This window comes from Paenibacillus sp. SZ31 (genome assembly GCF_012912005.1).
Taxonomy (GTDB): domain Bacteria; phylum Bacillota; class Bacilli; order Paenibacillales; family Paenibacillaceae; genus Paenibacillus.
The window spans coordinates 121,522-143,005 of the sequence record NZ_JABBEA010000015.1; the positions used below are offsets into that span (position 1 = coordinate 121,522).

13 protein-coding genes are annotated in these 21,484 nt (G+C 51.0%); 12 read left to right on the top strand and 1 reads right to left on the bottom strand.

The features are described 5' to 3' along the window. Positions 1–11 precede the first annotated feature (11 nt). Entirely contained in the window at positions 12–1,463 is a 1,452-nt protein-coding gene (gene pdxR, locus HF638_RS23210) for a MocR-like pyridoxine biosynthesis transcription factor PdxR (protein ID WP_169482275.1), read from the bottom strand. Positions 1,464–2,137: 674 nt separating this feature from the next. Here pdxR and HF638_RS23215 point away from each other — a divergent pair. The 12 genes from HF638_RS23215 to HF638_RS23270 all read left to right on the top strand — a co-directional run bounded on the left by HF638_RS23215 (position 2,138) and on the right by HF638_RS23270 (position 21,420). After that, entirely contained in the window at positions 2,138–2,494 is a 357-nt protein-coding gene (locus HF638_RS23215; protein ID WP_036612270.1) for a nucleotide excision repair endonuclease, read from the top strand. 242 nt (positions 2,495–2,736) lie between these two features. Beyond that, entirely contained in the window at positions 2,737–3,483 is a 747-nt protein-coding gene (locus HF638_RS23220; protein ID WP_169482294.1) for a Bax inhibitor-1/YccA family protein, read from the top strand. A 306-nt stretch (positions 3,484–3,789) separates the two neighbouring features. Next, complete coding sequence (locus HF638_RS23225) at positions 3,790–5,004, top strand: AraC family transcriptional regulator (protein ID WP_169482276.1); 1,215 nt, start codon at positions 3,790–3,792, stop codon at positions 5,002–5,004. 51 nt (positions 5,005–5,055) lie between these two features. After that, complete coding sequence (locus HF638_RS23230; RefSeq protein ID WP_169482277.1) at positions 5,056–6,114, top strand: ABC transporter substrate-binding protein; 1,059 nt, start codon at positions 5,056–5,058, stop codon at positions 6,112–6,114. Positions 6,115–6,376: 262 nt separating this feature from the next. Then, positions 6,377–7,237: an alpha/beta hydrolase gene (locus HF638_RS23235; protein WP_169482278.1), complete on the top strand. Its 861-nt coding sequence runs from the start codon at positions 6,377–6,379 to the stop codon at positions 7,235–7,237. A gap of 187 nt (positions 7,238–7,424) precedes the next feature. After that, positions 7,425–8,210 (top strand): 2,3-dihydro-2,3-dihydroxybenzoate dehydrogenase, encoded by a 786-nt coding sequence (locus tag HF638_RS23240; protein WP_169482279.1) that lies wholly within the window; start codon positions 7,425–7,427, stop codon positions 8,208–8,210. Positions 8,211–8,236: 26 nt separating this feature from the next. Further along, positions 8,237–9,580, top strand: coding sequence for an isochorismate synthase DhbC (gene dhbC / locus HF638_RS23245; protein WP_169482280.1), 1,344 nt, complete (start codon positions 8,237–8,239; stop codon positions 9,578–9,580). Positions 9,581–9,583: 3 nt separating this feature from the next. Next, positions 9,584–11,200 (top strand): (2,3-dihydroxybenzoyl)adenylate synthase, encoded by a 1,617-nt coding sequence (locus tag HF638_RS23250; protein WP_169482281.1) that lies wholly within the window; start codon positions 9,584–9,586, stop codon positions 11,198–11,200. A gap of 298 nt (positions 11,201–11,498) precedes the next feature. Further along, positions 11,499–12,497: an isochorismatase family protein gene (locus tag HF638_RS23255; protein ID WP_169482282.1), complete on the top strand. Its 999-nt coding sequence runs from the start codon at positions 11,499–11,501 to the stop codon at positions 12,495–12,497. Positions 12,498–12,511: 14 nt separating this feature from the next. Further along, positions 12,512–19,738, top strand: a complete 7,227-nt coding sequence (locus HF638_RS23260; protein ID WP_169482283.1) for an amino acid adenylation domain-containing protein — start codon at positions 12,512–12,514, stop codon at positions 19,736–19,738. 12 nt (positions 19,739–19,750) lie between these two features. Beyond that, positions 19,751–19,987, top strand: coding sequence for an MbtH family protein (locus HF638_RS23265; RefSeq protein WP_282435675.1), 237 nt, complete (start codon positions 19,751–19,753; stop codon positions 19,985–19,987). Beyond that, positions 19,984–21,420 carry an MDR family MFS transporter gene (locus HF638_RS23270; protein WP_169482284.1) on the top strand — a complete coding sequence of 479 codons (1,437 nt, stop codon included), beginning with the start codon at positions 19,984–19,986 and terminating at the stop codon, positions 21,418–21,420. The genes HF638_RS23265 and HF638_RS23270 overlap by 4 nt, the downstream gene beginning before the upstream one ends. The last annotated feature ends 64 nt before the right edge of the window (positions 21,421–21,484 follow it).

Below are 21,484 nucleotides of genomic sequence, written 5' to 3' on the forward strand. Positions count from 1 at the left end.
TGAAATCCTCCTTATCTCATTTGAGCTGCTGTCTCGCCAATGATCCGAATGCCCTTGCGTATATGCTCATCGCTGACTCTGGAGAAACCCAGACGCATCGTGTTTACTCCCTGACCGGGTTCCAGATAAAAGGTATCCCCAGGTGTGAACGTTACACCTTTCACCTTACAAGCCGCTAGCAGTTCACGAGTCCTGTATTCAGACGGGAACTGCACGAATAGGTGCAGACCGCCCTCACCGGAGATCCGGCACATCGGCAGATGCTGCTTCAGGCAGCGCACAACCAATTCATACTTTCGCTTATATTCCGTGCGGGCTCGCTTCAAGTATTTCTCGAAATTGCCGTTACTCAGATATTGATACAATAACGATTGATCCAGCGTTGATGTGTGGATGCTGCGTGCCCGTTTCATACTCTCCAGATAATCGATTAGTGCCGCATCCGCAATAACCCAACCGACCCGCAGTCCTGGGAACAGCACTTTGGAGAAGCTGCCCAGATACACCAGTCCGTTCCCTTTACCCATACTGGCAATCAGGGGAGATACGTGCGAACCGGAATAGCGCAATTCTTCGTTGAACCCGTCTTCAATGATCGGTACCTGGTACTGGTTCATCAACCGGATAATCTCCGCCCGTTTCGCAGGTGACGTCACAATCCCGGTTGGATTGTGATAAGAAGGCACAAGGTAGGCCAGATCATATGCACTCGCCTCAAGCTCATGTTCCAGTTGCTTCAAGTCCAGGCCATCTGGCTCCATATTCACACCGGTCAGGTGAAACTGATGCAACTTTAGATTCTTGATCGCCGTGTGGTGCGTTGGATTCTCGCAGAGCGCGTTACCGCTTTTTTTGCGTAACGCTCCAAGCACGAGATCGAAGCCTTCTGTGAATCCGTTGGTGATCAGAATGTCCTTGCCACGGAGGTCGACGCCTTTGTTCTCCATATATCGTAGTAAATAGTTCATCAGCGGTCTGTATCCTTGCGCATATCCGTAATTCAGCAGTACTTCGCCTTCAAGTGACATGCGATCCAGAAAAGCCCGTTTCACGTTGTGCAGATCGAACAGCTTCTCATCTGGCGCTATGCTGGTAAAAGATATCTCGCCACGCTCTGCTCCGGAGCCATGCTTCATCAGATCGTACTGCTCTGCCTGAATCGCATACTCGCTTACCTCCGTTGTCCAGTCCAGTTCCCAGCTTGCTGTTGCCTCAGGGGTTTCGATGGAGGCACTGACGTAATTGCCTTTGCCTTTGACTGCATAGATCAGGCCTTCATCTTCAAGCTCGGCATAAGCGAGCAGGACCGTACTTCGACTAACCTTCATTAGTGTACTGAGTTCACGTGTCGAGGGCAGTTTTTGTTTGGCTTGCAGACCACCTTTGAGCATCAATCGCTTCATATAATCTTTGACTTGTATATATACAGGGCGGTCCTCCGTCAGTTGCAGATCGGAATACATCCCATCACTCCCTCTACTGGTATCTTGCCATATTATAAACCCAGCAGAAAGAACCACGATACCTCTGTTTCCCTGCGGGAGTGGTTGGTGGTTCGCGCAAACGCAAAAAAGCCCTGGCATTATGCCAGGACCCGTGGTTAAACTTGATCCATTTTCTATAGTTCTGCTGCTATGACTTTCTACAGTTGCATTGCATGACTTATCTCTCTAGGATCGATAGCTATCTGACCTTCTACATGTGTCTATTTAACTTCTGTACGGCTATAATTGCAGGCTTTCTAGGTGATACTTAAAATCTACAGTGATATCATGAATCTAGGTCTTTCTACGTTTGCTTGCTGCAAGGTCGAATAGAGGATGAATCCACAATCTATAAGCTAAGGTTGTTGCTAACTGTACTCTTGTCGTGATCACGTAACAAAAATCAGTATGAAAAAGATGATCAATCATAGGGTACAATAGACGAAGGTAGATATAAAGACATATGTCTTAGTGCCCAATTTCTTCCTCATACCCCTATAGTACCACTTTGAATCAGGGAAGTTAACCTTTTTTTTGAAATATTTGTCGTAATAGCGAAAATTGCGTGAATTGTACTTCATATAGAATGAAATGGTGTCCGTTTATAATATGTGATAGGATGTAGACCTATAGATAATGAGGAAGTGAGCCTATTGATTAATATTACCGTGCCAACACCGGATGTAACCATCACGAAGCAGGCTGATCCACAGCTTAGCCACATTTATGGATTTACTGATTTTCACCTGATTACCCGGGAACTAGGCGGGATTTTCATGTTTTACAATGCCGCTGGAGAGTTGTTATTTGTCGGGAAAGCACGAAAATTAAGACCCCGCATCAAAAAGCATTTTGAAGACACTGTATCGCCAATCAAGAATCACCGCGAGGAAGTAACGAAGATTGAAGTATGCCTGGTTGAAGATCCGGTAGATCGCGAAATTTACGAGACCTATATCATTAACACGATGCGTGCGAAATACAATGTAGATAAAGTCTTGTACAAATAAATTGCATATAAAACACAATGAACATGATTTTTTGGGACATATGTCCTAAGTGTGTTGCCGGTGGAGAAGGATGTGATCGCAGGATTGCATCCGACTTCGCATGGCACCATCCCGATCTTTTTGAACACGAACGCCAGGGAGTAGTCTGTAGAATTGGAAATGTAGAAATGCCAGAGTTTCAGCTAAGTATCACAGAACGTAGCATCACAGATATATCAAATACATATGAAGAGGTGATTGTGTTGATCGGTCGTAGCGGTAACCCTACACTTAAAGACAGCACGTTTGAAAACAAAGGATATGGAGAAGATCGGTATCAGAATTACATGACGATCAACGGCACGGTGAACAAAGCGTTTATTACGCTGGTGATCCTGCTGGGCAGTGCGTTTGCAACATGGATGATGTTCTTTAACGGACAACAAGTGATGCCGCTCGCTTATGGTGGATTGATCGTTGGTTTCATTCTGGCACTTGTGATTTCGTTCAAACCTGTAGCGGCACCTTACCTTGTACCCGTCTATGCGGTGGCAGAAGGCCTGTTTCTGGGAGCACTTTCTGCAACATATGAGTCCCTGTATAACGGAATTACCTTGCAGGCGGCCCTGTTGACCATGGCTGTATTCATCGCCCTGCTGATGGCATACAAAACTAGATTGATCAAAGCTACGGAGAACTTCAAGTTGGGCGTTGTTGCTGCAACTGGCGGCATCATGATTATGTATCTGTTGAGCTTTGTACTGGGTTTCTTCGGCATTTCGATTCCTTATCTGCATGATAACAGCTTGATCGGCATTGGTATTTCGGTCGTTATCGTCATTGTGGCTGCCCTCAATCTGGTCCTGGATTTCGACTTCATCGAAGGTGGCGCTGAACGTGGTGCGCCCAAGTATATGGAGTGGTACGGTGCATTTGGATTGATGGTGACGCTGGTATGGCTGTACATTGAGATTATCCGTCTGCTTGGAAAATTGCGGAGCCGGGATTAGTCCTTCTTATAACGTCATAATCAGAGTATGAACTTCATTAAAGCTAACGCGTGATACTCACGTCGTTGGCTTTTTTAGTATATTTGGAGGCAGCCTATAAGCATCTTTGCGAACAGTAGTAGAGGGTATCGTGTGGATTCGGGTGTGTACATTTTACCATATTTGGATTGACGGTCTGGAAATAGTTATGGTATTTTATTGATAATGATTATCATTTTCGTTTAAATATTATATAAGTTGCCGGATAGTTCTCTCTAGCTCTAGCTACACATCAAGCCGATCAAGCAGATCGAAAGGAGTGGCCTCATGTTACTGGAAAATGATTCGCAGATTGCTGCGCACCAGCCTGTTCCCGGCCGCAGTCCCAAGACGGATCTTGCCAACGTTAAAATATACATGGACAAACATTACGACCAGCCTCTATCCATTGCAGACCTCGCCTCGGAAGCGGGGATTAGTCCAAAATATTTCGTGGATCTATTCAAGAAAACGTACGGACAGAGCGCAATGGAGTATCTTACCGATCTGCGCATTAATCGCGCCAAGCGATACCTGAAGGAATCCAGATACAAACTTCGCGATATTGCTCTGAGAGTGGGATATAGTGATGAGTACTATTTTAGCCGTAAATTTAAAAAGGAAGTTGGCGTATCTCCTTCCGATTATGCGAAAAACGCCAGAAAACGGATTGCCACATGCTCCTCCAGTGTGATTGGACAGCTTCTGGCGCTCAATGTTATCCCCGTAGCTGCACCCATCGATCCCAAATGGACGGCGTATTATTATAATGCACATCGTACAGAGATTCAGTCCCATCTGAAATTGACGGACCCGTACACGAGCTGGCGGTTTGAGGCCAATGTGGAACGGTTGGTTCATATTCGCCCTGATGCCATCGTGGGCACAGATCAGATTAGTGAACAGGATCAGGCCCAACTGGCCGAGATTGCACCTTGTTGTTTTGTCCCCAAACATCATTCGGATTGGCGAACACAGCTACGCATGATTGGATCATTCCTGGAGCGGGAGGAGCAGGCGGAGCAATGGATACACATGTACAACCAGCGTGCAGAGAAGGCGCGGGAATCGGTACAGCGGGAAGTGGGCCGGGAGAAAGTGATCGTCGTGAGGATCTACGGTCAGAATCTCTACCTTTATAGCAATCCGGGTATTGAAGAAGTGTTGTATGGAGCGCTGCAACTGGATACTTACTCTGATCTCAGTGCCAATAATCCGTTAACGCTGGAGCAACTCGCTGCAATGAACCCTGATCGCATTCTCGTTATGGTATGTCCTGAGGCAGCTTCAAGGGCGTATTGGCTGAGCTTGCAGCATTCGGTTACATGGCGTCAGCTCAAGGCCATTCGTCAGTACCAGGTCCATCTGATCACAGGTGACCCTTGGTTTGATTATTCGGCTGTAGGTGTGATGCGCATGCTGGATGAAGCTCTACTAATCTTCACGGGATATTGTCCAAACATATATCTGGATAACGTCCATGGTGATTCCCAGGCGACGTGACATATAATCCTTGTATCTAAATGAGAATGTTTATCAAGGGGGATATCACACATGTTTCACTATATCAAAAACATCGGACAACGTTCCGTTGGTAGCAAATTCCGCAGTGCCCGGCTCTCAGCCCTGATCTTGCTGATGTTAATTACAGGGCTGTTGTCTGCCTGTGGTGCAGCATCCGAGAATACAGGAGCGGCCCAAGAGGAGCAGCCCGCAACGGAGACTTCAACCCCGGCTTCAGCCGAGACGGTTGTGCAGGAAGAGCAAGCGGAAGAAACGACGGGTGAACGCACCGTAAAAGATGACTTGGGACATGATGTAATTGTTCCAGCCAGTACAGAGCGGGTGTTTGCACCATATCTGGAAGATTCCCTGTTAACCCTTGGTGTGAAGCCGGTAGCCCAATGGGCGAGTGGTACGAAAGGGCATGTCTATCTCCAGGATCAGCTCAGTGATGTGCCTACACTCGATTTCTCCAGTGGGTTGCCTTCGCCGGAAGCGTTGATGTCGTATAATCCTGATTTTATTATTTTGCATACGGCCCAATATGCTGAGAATGGGGTATACGAGAGTTATTCGAAGATCGCACCGACCTACGTATTTACGAACGCTTCGGGTGATGTAGAGAAGTCCTTGCAGGTCATTGGTGATCTTCTGGGCAAAACGGCTGAAGCCGAAAAAGCCATTGAAACCTACCATGCCAAGGTTGAGTCAGCCAAAGCTGAATTGGCGAAAGTAGCCGAAGGCAAAAAAGCAGCCATTATCCGTTTTGCCCCGCGTGGCATTAGTATGATGGGTGGTAACTACTTCAGCGGTTACGTCGTATATGAACAACTGGGACTAGGTAAGCCTGCATTGGTCGAGTCGGAGAACAGCGCCATTGTATCCACCGAGGTATTACCCGAGATTGACGCCGACTTTATTTTCACCGTGGAACAAGGTCCAGGCAGCATGAAAGAAATGACGGAAACCAACGTATGGAACAGTATGCCGGCGGTAAAAGCAGGACATGTGTACGCTGTCGAGCCAGCTCCGTGGCTGGGCGGTGGACTGATCGCATACGGTCATGTCATTGATGATACGCTCAAAGCGTTAACACAAAAATTGGAATAGTGCAGCTCCCTTTGGAGTGCCGGGAACCGGATGTTAGTCCAGCGTTTCCGGCACACGTGAGGGAGCTTTTTTACGATAGAAACGTGAACATTATATGACATAAATATGGAAATATGGAGATAATCAAAATGATTTCTGGATATCGTCCATGGGACAGCCGGATTGACTCTTTTATAATTGGTAATGAGAATCAATCTCATATACAGAATGTAGTTCAGTATTCAACTTATATAAGCAGAACAACGAGGAGGACCCATCCGTAATGACGTTTCAGCCCAACCCAACCGCTCCTGGCAACCTTGAGCATATCGCACGCAGTATCGTTCAGATTCCACATGCCGAACAATGGACCATGAAGTCCCGTTCAGGCCATCATGATTATCAGATCATGGTATTCAAGCCTGCCGAACCTCCGCCCCCGTCCGGTTACCCGGTAATCTACCTGCTGGATGCCAATTCCGTATTCGGCACGATGGTGGAAGCTGTTCGTGTGCAGGGACGCAGACCGGAGAAGACAGGAGCAGTCCCGGCCATTGTCGTAGGCATTGGGTACCTGATCGCGGGCCCCTTTTCCCCTCATCGTTACTATGACTTTACTCCAAAGGCCACAACGGAATATACCGCAAAATCCGACGGTACACCTTTGCCAGAACAAGGAGGTGCCGATGAGTTCTTGCGATTTATTGAAGAAGAACTGAAGCCCGATATAGAGCAGCAATTTCAGATTGATCGGGACAGACAGGCTATATTTGGTCACTCGCTTGGTGGGTTGTTCGTGATCCATGCGTTGTTCACGAAGCCAGAGGCTTTTCGATATTACATTGCGGGAAGTCCCTCATTGCACTGGAACCAGAAGGTGATGCAGGCGGAGGAACAGGAATTCGTCGCAAGGCTGGAGCAGCATCCGGTGAACGTGAAGGTGTGGATTGGTATGGGAGAACAGGAGAAAACCCACCCGGCCCGCAACAATGATAAAGCATCAAGTCTGACGGAGCGCTTATCCGCATTGAAGCAGCCGGGGGTAGATATCGTCTACACTGAGTTCGAGGAAGAGAACCATGTCTCGGTATTGCCTTTTCTGATCAGTCGCACGATGCGTTTTGCCTTTAGTCCGGAGTCATAGAGGGTTGGAATGAGGGACGTGTTTGCAGACGAGAGTCATATGAATCAGGGATCAGCGAGCGGCAGGAGCAGAGGGACAGCTATGTTTCGAGTTTACGGATGATCACACTCAACTGGATAGAACCAAGCCAACACATCGCTCCAACAGGGGAGAACACAGCTATAAGGCAGTAAGGGAGGTACACGAGGTGAGCTACACAGGAATAGCTGGAAAAGTGGCCGTGGTCACCGGTGCTGCGCAAGGGATCGGTGAAGCGGTGGCGAGATTGCTTGCACAGAATGGCGCTATCGTTGCTCTGGTGGATCGACAGGAAGATGCGTTGAATCAACTGGTCACCGATCTGTGCAGTCAGGGCCATCAGGCAACAGCCCACGTTGCTGATATATCGGATCGTCAAGCCGTTGAGGATACCGTTCAACGGATCGAAGAGACCGTGGGTCCCGTTGGCATTCTGGTGAATGCCGCGGGTGTACTGCACACAGGGGCAGTTAAAGAGCTGACAGATGAAGAATGGACGAGGACGTTTGACGTGAATACACACGGTGTATTTTACATGTCACGTGCGGTAGTAAGAAATATGGCTGAACGCCAAACGGGTGCGGTAGTTACCGTTGGTTCGAATGCTGCCGGTGTTCCGCGAATGCACATGTCTGCCTATGCGGCTTCCAAAGCCGCCTCAACCATCTTCACCAAATGTCTGGCCCTGGAATACGCTGATCAGCACATTCGGTGCAATATTGTCTCTCCAGGCTCAACGGATACGCCAATGCAGCGGGCTATGTGGCAGGATGAGCATGGTGGAGAGGCAGTCATTGCAGGATCACCGCAAACCTTTCGCCTGGGCATACCGCTGAACAGGATGGCATTGCCAGAGGATATCGCGGATGCGGTGGTCTACCTGGTATCGGATCAAGCCAGACATATAACGATGCATGATCTGTGTGTGGATGGAGGCGCCACGCTTGGTGCCTGAATCAAGAGATAAGGAGATGATGAATCATGTCAAAAGCGGGTACGGTTACTGCAATTTCCGCCATACACCTTCTGGAGCAATATCGGGAGGGGACGTCCTTTTTCTGGTCTTCACCGCAACATACCTTGCTCGCGCAAGGAGAACGGATTCGTTGGTCTCCGCTACATGCGGAGCACGCAATTGTATCAGATCCCAGCGATTCTGCTGATGTTATTGAACATAAACATAAGGAAGAGATACATCTTTTCATACATGGTATTCAACAGCTTATGGACAAGGCCAAACAAGCTGGTCAATCGAACCCGATGGTGGTTGGCGCCATTCCGTTTGATCCGCTAGACGCTGCTGCTGAGATATATGTACCAGAGACGGTGCAGTGGGCTGAACCGTTACCCTCGGAAACACGAGCATTAATTCAGAAGCTGCCAGCAGCCGTAGGTTGTGAGGTCGTTGAGGCACCTACGGGCACAGTGTATGAGCAAAGTGTAGACAACGTATTGGTTGACCTGAACCAGGGTGATCTTCACAAAGTCGTGTTATCCCGTACACTTGAGGTGACTTCACAGACCATCGTGGACACGCATCAATTACTGCGTAATCTGTTCAGAGACAACACACATGGATATACATTCGCTGTACCAATGAAGAGCATAACTCAGTCAAAAAGTACTCTAACAACGAAGAAAAAACATTCAAAAGTAGACGAACAAATTGGAAACCAAACGAGTCGCACCTTCATCGGTGCAAGTCCAGAACTATTAGTTACCCGCAAAGGATTGAAAGTACGTGCCAACCCACTGGCAGGCTCTGCTGCCCGGAGTGAAGATCCAGCGGAAGATCGCCGCCGTGCAGAGGCACTGCTGGCTTCAGCCAAGGATCGGCATGAACATGCCGTAGTCATTGAGGCAGTTGCGGAGGCACTGCGCCCATTATGCCGCCAACTATCCGTTCCAGCAGAACCTTCGCTGATTCAGACGCGCACAATGTGGCATTTATCCACTGAAATCCACGGAGAGCTGGCGGACGCGGCCACAACGTCACTGGAGCTGGCTTTGGCTCTTCATCCCACACCCGCCATCTGTGGAACGCCTGTACAGGCTGCGCGGGCAGCGATTAAGCAACAGGAGCCGTTCGACCGGGGATTATTTACGGGAATGGTGGGCTGGTGCGACAGTGAGGGCGACGGCGAGTGGGCCGTAACGATCCGATGTGCTGAAGTGGAAGGCACAGCTGTAAAATTGTTCGCTGGAGCGGGCATTGTAGCAGGTTCTACGGCAGAAGCTGAGCTGGCAGAGACTGCTGCCAAGTTCAGAACGATGCTGCTCGCGATGGGTTTGGATTCGACTGTGTCCAGTCGGAAGGAGGAATGAGCAATGCTGTCAGGATATCAGGCTTGGCCTGAGGAAGTTGCAGAGCGTTATCGGCAGGAGGGTTGCTGGGAAGGGATTACGTTTGGAGAGATGCTTCGCCAGCGTGCTGGTCTATATGGCAATCGAGTAGCCGTTATTAGTGGTGAAGACCAATTCACTTATGCAGAACTGGATGAACGGGTGGATCGATTGGCTTCCGGTTTATATGCCAAAGGCATACGGCAGCATGACCGGGTTATTATTCAGCTGCCCAATATTACAGCGTTTATTGAAGCCTGTTTTGCTTTATTCCGCATTGGTGCGTTGCCTGTATTCGCTCTTCCTTTGCATCGAAAGAGCGAAATCACATATTTCGCTCGTTTCTCTGAGGCCGTAGCATACCTGATTCCGGATCAGGATGGAGGATTTGATTATCGCACGTTGGCAGAGGAGGTACAGGCAGAGGTTCCGGGACTTCGGCATATTTTCGTGGCGGGAGAGGCCGGGCCGTTTACAGCTTTGGAAGATGTCTATGCAGAGCCTATCACACTGCCGGGTGAACCGACGTCTTCAGATGTTGCTTTTCTACAGTTGTCGGGTGGAAGCACCGGGTTGTCCAAGATGATCCCACGTACCCATGATGACTACATCTACAGCTTACGAAGAAGCGTTGAGGTGTGTGGTCTCAGTCCCGAAAGCGTCTATCTGGCTGCACTACCTGTAGCACATAACTATCCAATGAGCTCACCTGGCATTCTGGGCACGTTGTACGCAGGTGGAACGATTGTGTTGTCACGAGGATCGAGCCCGGATGAAGCCTTTCCGCTGATTATGCGCCATCAGGTAACGATCACGGCTTTGGTGCCGCCGCTGGCTCTTGTCTGGCTCAATGCAGCAGCCGCCCGAGGAACCAAGCTTCCGTCGCTCCAGGTGTTTCAAGTGGGAGGAGCCAAATTCAGTGCAGAGGTGGCGGCACGCGTCAAACCAGTTCTTGGCTGTACATTACAGCAGGTTTTTGGCATGGCCGAAGGGCTGGTGAACTACACACGTCTTGACGATTCGGAGCATGTCATTACCCATACACAAGGGAAACCGATGTCTCCCTATGACGAGGTGCGGATTGTGGATGACGAAGACGTTGAGGTGGAGCAGGGACAAGCCGGACACCTGCTGACACGCGGGCCCTATACCATTCGTGGTTATTACAAAGCCGAGGAGCATAACGCCAGATCGTTTACTACCGACGGTTTCTATCGCACAGGCGATATTGCAAGTCTGACAGCTGACGGATATCTCGTTGTCGAGGGGCGGGCGAAGGATCAGATTAACCGTGGCGGGGATAAAGTAGCTGCCGAGGAAGTGGAAAATCATCTGCTGGCCCATCCTGGTGTGCATGATGTAGCCTTGGTCTCCATGCCCGATGAGTATCTGGGCGAGCGCTCTTGCGCCTTTATCGTGCCAAGCGGTGAAGCTCTGGCGGTGGCCGAGATCAAGTCTTTTCTACGCAATCGGGGCCTGGCCAGTTATAAAATCCCGGACCGGATTGAGTTGGTGGATGCTTTTCCGAAGACACAAGTGGGCAAGGTCAGCAAAAAAGCATTACGGGAAATGTTGACCATCGAGCAACCTGTATCTAAATAAGAATTACTAACAGATAACGTTACATTTTATCAGTTGAACTAACCATTTACACAAGAACGTAGAGGGCAGAAATAACCTGAAGAAGCGAAGCGTTCGCCCAAAAGCTTTCTGCAAGAAAGCTACATCGGAAGCATACGCTATCACCGGATTTTCACCTTTGTAAAATTGAATCAAAAAATCTGGGGATAACAGCGATCGGAAGGTTATTCTGTCATCGGAGTGGCAAGTGTAAACATTCTTTAGTTCAACTGATATGGCTGAACATGATCTGATAAATATAGCGAAAAGAGGGATATTCATGGCACTTCCAGTGATTCAACCATATGCAATGCCTGTAGCGTCGGAGCTTCCGGTCAACAAGGTAGCCTGGACACCGGATGCGAAGCGTGCAGTACTCTTGATCCACGATATGCAGAACTATTTTATGAATGCATTTACGGCGGGAGCATCCCCAGTGGTCGAACTAATTGATCATATTGCACAACTTCGTTCAACGTGTCATGAGCTCGGGATTCCCGTGGTCTACTCGGCACAACCGGGTGGACAGACACCGGAGCAGCGCGGATTACAGCTGGACTTCTGGGGTGCAGGGATCGATGGCGGGCCTGTGCAAAAAGAAATTGTTGAATCACTCGCACCCGCTCCACAGGACACCTTCATGACCAAATGGCGCTACAGCGCCTTCCAGAAGACGAAACTGCTTGAACTCATGGAGCGGCAGGGCCGGGATCAATTGATTGTCTGCGGCATATATGCGCATATCGGATGTCTGATGACGTCAAGTGAGGCATTTATGCGAGACATTCAGGCGTTTCTGGTTGCCGATGCGGTTGCTGATTTTTCGGAGGAAAAACATCGCATGGCGCTGACCTACGCGGCAGAACGGTGTGCGGTAACACTAACGACCGCACGTTCGATTGCGTTGCTGAATGCGTCAGCCGCAGCCAGAACTGAAGTTGCAGCAACATCCGAGGCGCAGCAGCAATCAGTATCCACCGCGGAGATTGAGAATGTCGCAGAAGGACGAGAAGGCGTTGATCAAGCAAGGCTGGCAGCATTACGGGCTCAGATTGCCGATCTGTTACAGGAGCAGCCCGATTCAATTGGGGAGCATGATGATCTAATTCAGAACTGGGGAATGGATTCGATTCGCATGATGAGTCTGGCTGAACGTTTTCGCGCGGAAGGAGCAGAGGTTACCTTTGTCGATCTGGCAGAGCAGCCTACATTGGCAGCATGGGCAGGGCTCCTGAATAATGCCCAAGCGAAAGTACTGCCGAACGGAGATTACTTTTGAGCGGGGCGGTGCAGATGTCGCATCGTCGGAACACAGCTTGGCCTTTATCTTCTGCACAGTCTGGCATCTGGTATGCCCAACAGTTGAATACGGACAACCCGATGTACAACACGGCCGAGTATGTGGTTATTGACGGTGAGATCCATACGGGACGATTTGAAGAAAGTGTACGCCAGACTGTGATGGAGGCCGAATCGCTGAATATGGTATATGGCGAAAATGAGCAAGGCCCTTGGCAATCTCAGCGCACCAACATGAATGATTGGACACTCCATGTCATGGATATGCGTGATCAGGCTGATTCTCATACGGCTGCGCTCGACTGGATGAAGCAGGATCTGGTACGGCCTGTTGATCTGGCAATGGGTCCACTCTTCACAGAAGCTCTGTTCAGGGTGAGTGAGGATCGGTATTACTGGTACCAACGCATTCACCATATTGCGATTGATGGGTACGGCGTATCCCTGATCACACGCAGGGTTGCCAGCTTGTACTCTGCAAGCATTCAGGGAGAGAGTGCAGCCCAGGCACAGGGTACGGCAGCGTTTGGATCACTGACTTCCGTTCTCGAAGAAGATGAAGCTTACTCATCCTCCACCAACCGAGAGCAGGATCAGCAGTTCTGGATTGACCGATTCGCGGATGCACCGGATGTGGTCAGTCTGGGTGAGCGTGCTCCGCGTACATCAACCGAGTTCCTGCGGCAGAGTGCGGTGCTCACGCCGTTACAACGGGAGCAATTGCAAGCAGCAGCGGGTAGATTCGGTGCGACTTGGCCGGATCTGTGTGTAGCGGCAACAGCGATCTATGTGCACCGGATGACAGGGGCAGCCGATGTTGTTCTGGCCTTGCCTGTGATGTGCCGATTGGGTTCAGCATCGCTGCGTGTTCCAGGCATGGTCATGAATGTGCTTCCGCTCCGCCTATACCTGGATTCGCAGATGAATCTGTCTGATTTGATGGCACAGATCGTGAAGGAGATTCGGGCTGTACGCAAACACCAGCGATATCGGCATCAGGATCTAAGGCGTGATCTCAAGCTCTTGGGAGAGAATCGGCGTCTGTTTGGACCGATGATCAATGTGATGCCCTTCCATCATGAGTTGAATTTTGCGGGCGCACGCGGCATGATCCATAATCTGTCCACGGGTCCAGTGGATGATCTGTCGATTCATATTGTGGACCAGGGACATGGTCATGGACTGAGTATTGCTTTTGATGCGAACCCTTCGATCTATGTGGACTTGGAATTGCGTGATCACCAGCTTCGCTATGTGCAAATCCTGCAATCCCTGATGTCAGAAGGGACAGAAGACATATCGGTTGGACAGATGGACATCCTGCTCCCTGCCGAACGCGAACAAGTGCTGGAAGGATGGAATCAGACGCATCATGCCATCGCTGAGTGGAATTCGGCAGCGCTATTTGAACGGCAGGTTCGGCGTACACCTCTTGCAACCGCAGTAACATTTGAAGGAGAAGCATTAACCTATGCAGAGCTGAACGAACGTGCGAATCAACTGGCACATGAACTGATACAGACATACGAAGCAGGACCGGAGCAGGTGGTTGGCATTGCGATGCCTCGTTCACTGGAAGTGGTCATTGCGATTGTGGCTGTCCACAAAACAGGAGCAGCCTATCTGCCGCTTGATCCGGATTATCCCGAAGAGCGCCTGATCTATATGCTGGAGGATGCCAAGCCTACTTGTGTGGTGACGGTAATGAACAACTTCTCACACATTCCGCAAATGTCCAGTGTACCGATTCTGGTTATGGATGAACCGGATATGATACAGGCAGTGAGCTGCCAGTCGGGAAGCAATCCCGAAGGTGATGATCTGCCAGGTACGGCTTCTCTGCTCAACCCTGCGTATCTGATCTATACCTCCGGTTCTACAGGTAAGCCGAAGGGTGTGGTTGTAACTCATCTGGGATTAGCCAACTTGCTTGAAGATATGAAGACGAGACTGCAGGTCGGTCCGCAGGATCGCTGGCTGTCGGTGACCACGATTGCTTTTGACATCTCTGTACTGGAAATCTTCCTGCCACTGACGACTGGAGCAAGACTGGATATCGCGCAAAAGGAAACGATTCTTGATCCGGTAGCACTGGCCGGAAAGATGAGAGAACAAGAGACGACGATCATGCAGGCTACGCCAACGTTATGGCAGTCTCTGGTGACGAGCCGTCCGGGAAGGTTCGACGGGCTAACGGTGATTACGGGAGGAGAGGCCTTATCCGAGGAACTAAAGCTTTCGCTGGAGGCGTGGGGCTGTCAGGTCAATAATCAATACGGACCTACGGAGACAACCATCTATTCTACAGCTGCATCGCTGGGGAATGAACATACAGGCAAACCATCCATTGGTGGTCCGGTTCGTAACACACAGCTCTATGTGCTGGATGAGAGCATGCAGCCTGTACCTCCTGGTGTAGCAGGGGAATTGTATATCGCAGGAGAGGGACTTGCACGGGGATATTTGGGCAGACCTGATCTGACCGCAGAACGTTTTGTTGCGAGTCCCTTCGGACAACCGGGCAGTCGAATGTACCGGACAGGAGACTTGGCCAAATGGTTGCCGGACGGTTCTATCGATTATTTGGGACGGGCAGATCATCAGATCAAAATTAGAGGCTTCCGCATTGAACTGGGGGAGATTGAGTCGGTCATCTCCAGATATCCGGGTGTAACACAGGTTACGATCATGGCACGTGAAGACCAACCTGGGAACCAGCGGTTAGCGGCATATATCGTGGCTGATGCGGAAGAGCATCAAGCTGACATCGATCTGGCTGATATCAGAGTACATGTAGCTGATACGTTACCGGATTACATGGTGCCCTCTGCCTTCATGCTGCTTCCAGAGATGCCGCTGACACCGAACAAAAAGATCGATCGCAAACGGCTTCCTGTGCCTGCATTGACATCTAATGCAAACGGGAGGGAGGCACGTACACCGCAGGAAGAGATCCTTTGCAGCCTGTTTGCTGAGATTCTGGGTGTAGCTCGGGTAGGCATTGATGATGATTTCTTCGAACTGGGTGGACATTCCCTGCTGGCTGGGCGAATTACAGCCCGAGTACGGGATGTATTCGGGGCAGAGCTGAACATCGGCAATGTGTTTGAATCACCGACAGCGGCAGGGCTTGCCCGGAAGCTGGATCAGGCGAAGTCCGTCAGACCCGTTATTCAGCCTGTTCCGCGTACGGGTGAGACTCCGCTTTCCTTTGCCCAGCGACGGTTATGGTTCCTCTATTGCCTGGAGGGCGCTAATCCCACCTACAATATTCCGTTGGTTGCCCGGTTGACCGGGAAGCTGGATGTGGACGCTCTCCGAAACGCCCTGGAGGATATTGTTGCCCGTCACGAGACACTTCGCACATTGTATCCGCCAGATCTGGGTTCGGCGAGCCAACATATCCTCCGTGCAGCAGATGTAGCAGTGAATATGAAACTCACCCGGTCTTCGGCTGAGAAGCTGCCAGAGCTGCTGGCAGAAGCGTCGCGTTACAGCTTCGAGCTTAGTACCGAGCCGGGCATACGTGCGGAATTGTTCCATACGGATGCGGAAGAACATACATTGCTGGTGCTGATTCACCACATTGCAGGGGATGGCTGGTCGTTGTCACGACTCATCCGGGATTTGTCCGAGGCTTATACTGCTCGTCTGCGTGGGTCTGCTCCGGCTTGGGAGCCGCTACGCATTCAGTATGCAGATTATGCGGTGTGGCAGGAGAGCCTGCTTGGGGATGAGAAGCGGCACGACAGTCTGATCGCGAAGCAGTTAGCGTTCTGGACTGACCGGCTCGCAGGCTTGCCAGAACAAGTCACGTTCCCGGCAGACTATGCCCGTCCAGTGGTGTCCAGTTACCGAGGCGGAACGGTGCCATTTGCGATCAGTCAACGTCTGCATGAGCAGCTTGCTACAGTTGCCCGTGAGCATAAAGTCAGTCTGTTCATGCTTCTGCATTCGGCGTTAGCCGTGTTGCTTACCCGAATGGGTGCAGGCACGGATATTGCGATAGGTACACCGATTGCCGGACGGAGTGACGATGCGCTGGATGATGTCGTAGGGATGTTCATCAATACGCTTGTCCTGCGTACAGACACTTCGGGCGATCCGACCTTCCGAGAGCTGTTGGCCCGCGTGCGGGAAGCAAATCTTGCTGCCTATGAACATCAGGATTTACCGTTTGAACGGTTGGTCGAAGTGCTGAATCCGCCCCGATCCCGTTCCAAACATCCACTCTTTCAGGTGATGCTGGTGCTGCAAAATACGCCAGATGTTCGTCTTGAACTGCCAGGTGTTGAAGCAGAGACTCGCATCCACGGAGTGGGTTCATCCAAATTCGACCTTACGCTTGAACTGACGGAGAAACGGGAGCAGAACGGACTTCCAGCCGGAATTGAAGGTGTATTGGAGTATAGTGCAGACCTCTACCTTGAATCGACTGCCGCAGAACTGGTCGTTCGGTTGATGCAGGTGCTTGAGGATGCTGTACAACAGATGGATGAACGCATCAGCAGATTTGACCTGGTTACACCGTCAGAGCATGCCCAGCTTAAAAAGGAGTGGACATCTACACCGGATGAAGGTCCACAGCTGACTATAGCCGAGCGTTTTGAAGTGCAGGCAGCCGCTTACGCAAATTCGGTAGCCCTCCATTGTGAGGATATCCGTGTGACTTACAGTGAGCTAAATGCACGGGCTAATCGACTGGCGAGACTATTGATCGCAGAAGGCGTTAGGCCGGAACAGATGGTGGCCCTAGCCTTACCGCGTTCTGTAGAGATGGTCGTGGCCATTCTTGCTGTACTCAAAACGGGCGCCGCCTATCTGCCACTGGACCCCAACTATCCGGCAGATCGTTTAACGCATATGCTCACCGACGCGGCGCCGAAAGTGATGGTTACAAGTACAGAGGTGTATGCCCTGCTACCGCAAGTTGAGAACATTGAATGTATTAACATGGACGATCTGCTTACCTTGCGGCAATTGGAATCCATGGATGAGCGAAACCCGGCAGACCATGAACGGAACGGACGGGTAACTCCGCTGAGTCCGGCTTATATGATCTATACCTCGGGTTCAACAGGGAAGCCCAAAGGGGTCGTCATTCCACATGCGAATGTCATCCGGTTATTGGATGCAACGCAGCATTGGTTCCATTTTGACGAGAGCGATGTGTGGACGTTGTTCCATTCCTATGCGTTTGACTTCTCCGTGTGGGAAATCTGGGGCCCCCTGCTGTATGGAGGCAGCTTGGTTGTTGTTCCCCATGAGATTAGCCGATCACCTGGAGCGTTCCTGCAACTGCTCGCTGAGCAAAAGGTAACCGTACTGAACCAGACGCCATCTGCGTTCTACCAACTGATGCAGGCTGACAGGGAAAATCCAGTCTGGGGACAGCAGCTTGCGCTTCGCTATGTGATCTTTGGAGGCGAGGCACTGGAGCTGGGAAGGTTGGATGACTGGTATGAACGCCATGCGGATGACGCTCCAAGACTCATCAATATGTATGGTATTACGGAAACAACGGTCCATGTCAGCTACAAAGAACTTCACGCAGGCAGCGCTGCGGAGGGCGCAAGCAGCTGGATTGGATGCGCTATTCCAGATCTGCGCGTCTATGTGCTGGATGATCATCTGAGGCCTGTGCCAACAGGTGTAACTGGAGAGATGTATGTGGCGGGAGCGGGTCTGGCTCGTGGCTATTGGGGAAGGCCAGATCTCACGGCAGAGCGATTCGTCGCCGATCCATATGGTGCACCGGGTACACGAATGTACCGTACGGGAGACTTGGCAAAGCGCCTGCACGATGGTTCGCTTGATTATCTGGGACGAGCCGATCAACAGGTGAAAATCCGCGGGTTCCGCATTGAGCTTGGCGAGATTGAGGCTGTACTGGCAAAACATCCGGGTGTGGCTCAGGCTGCTGTTATCGTTCGTGAAGACCAGCCTGGAGATAAGCGCCTTGTCGCTTATATTGTTCCTGTACCGGACAGTGAAGCAGAACTGGCAACAGCTTCGTTACGCCAACATGCGGGAGCGAGCCTTCCCGATTATATGGTTCCATCTGCGGTTGTTATGATGGAGATCCTGCCACTTACGCCAAATGGCAAGCTGGATCGCAAGGTGTTGCCTGCACCAGAGATGCAATTATCGGTTGATGGCCGAGCACCGCGCAATCCGCAGGAGCAGATTCTCTGTGATCTGTTTGCCGAAGTATTAGGGTTGCGGAGTGTGAGTATTGATGACAGTTTCTTCGAACTGGGAGGTCATTCGCTGCTTGCGGTGCGCCTGATGAGTCGAATTCGCGAAGCGATGGGCAAGGAGCCAGGCATCGGCATTTTGTTCGAAACGGCCACAGTAGCTGGACTGGCTGAGCGATTGGAGATGGGTGCAGATTCCGGGAAAAGCTCGCTGCAAGTGTTGCTGCCGCTCCGGACGCATGGGCAGCATCTGCCTGTATTCTGTGTCCATCCGGCGGGAGGACTTAGTTGGTGTTATGCCGGGTTGATGAAACACCTAGGCATGGAATATCCGCTGTACGGATTGCAGGCAAGGGGAATTGCCGAGTACGAGGTGCTTCCGTCGACACTGGAGGATATGACGGCGGATTACATCCGTCACATTCGGTCTGTGCAGCCAGAAGGCCCGTATCGTTTGCTCGGCTGGTCACTGGGCGGCAACGTGGCTCAGGCTATGGCTGTGCAGCTTCAGTCCGAAGGGGAGGAAGTAGAGTTTCTCGCCATGCTGGATGCGTATCCGAGTCATTATCTGCCTATTCGCGGGGAACCAGATGAGGAAGAAGCGTTGACGGCATTGCTTGCACTCGGTGGATATGATCCGGACAGTATTGGGGATGGGCCGCTGGATATGGCAACAGCGATGCGTATCCTTCGTAGTGAAGGCAGTGCGTTGGCAAGTTTGGATGAAGAGACGATCATGAAGCTGCGGAAAACCTATGAAAATTCCGTCCGGATCTTGGGGGCGTACACGCCATCCCGATTCGAAGGTGACCTGATCTTCTTCCGGTCCACCATAATTCCTGACTGGTTCGATCCGATCGAACCGGAGATGTGGAATGCATACATTGGCGGGCAATTGGAACGTCATGATATTGCCTGTCGTCACAAAGACCTTTGTCAGCCGGGTCCATTGGAGGAAATCTGTCGTACCCTGTCCGTCCGGCTGGAGATGCTGAACAAGAAGCGTAACATTCAACACAAATAGGAGGATAAGCTGATGAGCAACCCTTTTGAATATGAAGACAGCAATTATCTGGTGTTAATGAATGATGAAGGACAGTATTCGCTGTGGCCTGCATCCATTCCGGTACCGGCAGGTTGGACCCTGATGCTGGGGAAGGCCAAACGACGTGTATGTCTGGATTACATTGCAGAGCAATGGACTGACCTCAAGCCGCTGAGTCTCTGTGATGAAACGGGTATGCCGGGTATGATTCATGAGGTTGGCAGATGAGGTTTCGTCTGAATCCAAAGGCAATTGTGAGCATTGTCTATGTTCTGGCGATGTTTATGGTTGCCATGGATGCAACGGTATTGAACGTAGCGCTACGAACCATTAGTGAAGAACTGGGGGTTCCTCCGGCTGCTGCGGGTACCTTGAATGTGGGGTATTTGGTGAGTTTGGCTGTATTTCTACCTGTCGCCGGATGGCTTGGTGATCGATGGGGTACGAAACGGGTTTTCCTATCGGCGCTGACACTGTTTACAGTGTCCTCTGCGCTTTGTGCAACGGCTGATCATCTAGGCACATTGACATTTTTCCGTATTTTGCAGGGAGCAGGGGGTGGTCTGCTCACACCTGTAGGGATGGCGATGCTGTTTCGGACCTTTCCTCCGCAGGAACGGGCCAAGGTATCTCGCATGTTGGTACTGCCCATCGCCCTTGCTCCGGCTCTCGGGCCGATTGTGAGCGGATTGATTGTGGATCAGCTGTCGTGGCGTTGGATTTTCTATGTGAATCTGCCCGTCGGTATTCCAGCCGTGATCTTTGGCATGCTGTATCTGAAGGAACACAGAGAACAGGGAGCTGGTCGACTGGATCTACCGGGTTGGTTATTATCTGCGCCGGGGCTCGCACTGACGATGTATGCGCTTAGTCAGGGACCGCTGCGGGGATGGACGTCACCACTTATTATGGGAGCGGGCTTTGCAGGCATTCTGCTTCTGACGTTGCTCGTCGTGGTGGAGCTGCGTGCGAAGCAGCCGCTGCTTGATCTGCGTTTGCTGAAGCACCGATTGTTCCGCTATACAGGCTTGGTATCCGTATGTGGGGCAGCCGGGCTGTTGGGTATGCTCTATGTGTTTCCCTTAATGTATCAAAATGTACTACAGGCCACTGCGCTGGAAACCGGGCTAACGACATTCCCGGAAGCGCTGGGACTGATGATTGCTTCTCAGCTTGTCCCGTGGACTTATCCACGGCTGGGCCCGCGGAAGCTGATCTCGATGGGCTTGATCTGTACAGCTATTATCTTCATTACACTTAGTCAGATCACAGTGGATACGAACCCATGGTTCATCCGTTCATTATTATTCGGTGTAGGAATTTTCCTGGGACAGACGGTAGGGGCTGTGCAGATTGCTGCCTTCGCTCAGATTCCGCCTGCATCCATGGGACGAGCTTCGACCTGGTTCACGGTGCAAAACCGTCTGGGATCAGCCATCGGCATGGCTTTACTCTCTGCTGTGCTGGCAGGCGTGGGTACAACAACGGTGACTGCGACAGGCACGATGGAGCCGAATATGCTAGCGTATCGCTTGGCTTTGCTGGGGACAGCTGCATTTCTGCTCATCGGGCTGTGGTTTGCCCTGAAAATCCGCGATGCGGACGCGGCAGCCACGATACGAAAGACGCCGGCTGGATTATTATTTGGTAAGTTATTATGAACGAAAATGAGCTCCCCTTTATGCAAAACCGTGGGTTATCTTGGCAATACTGTCCCAGTAAAGA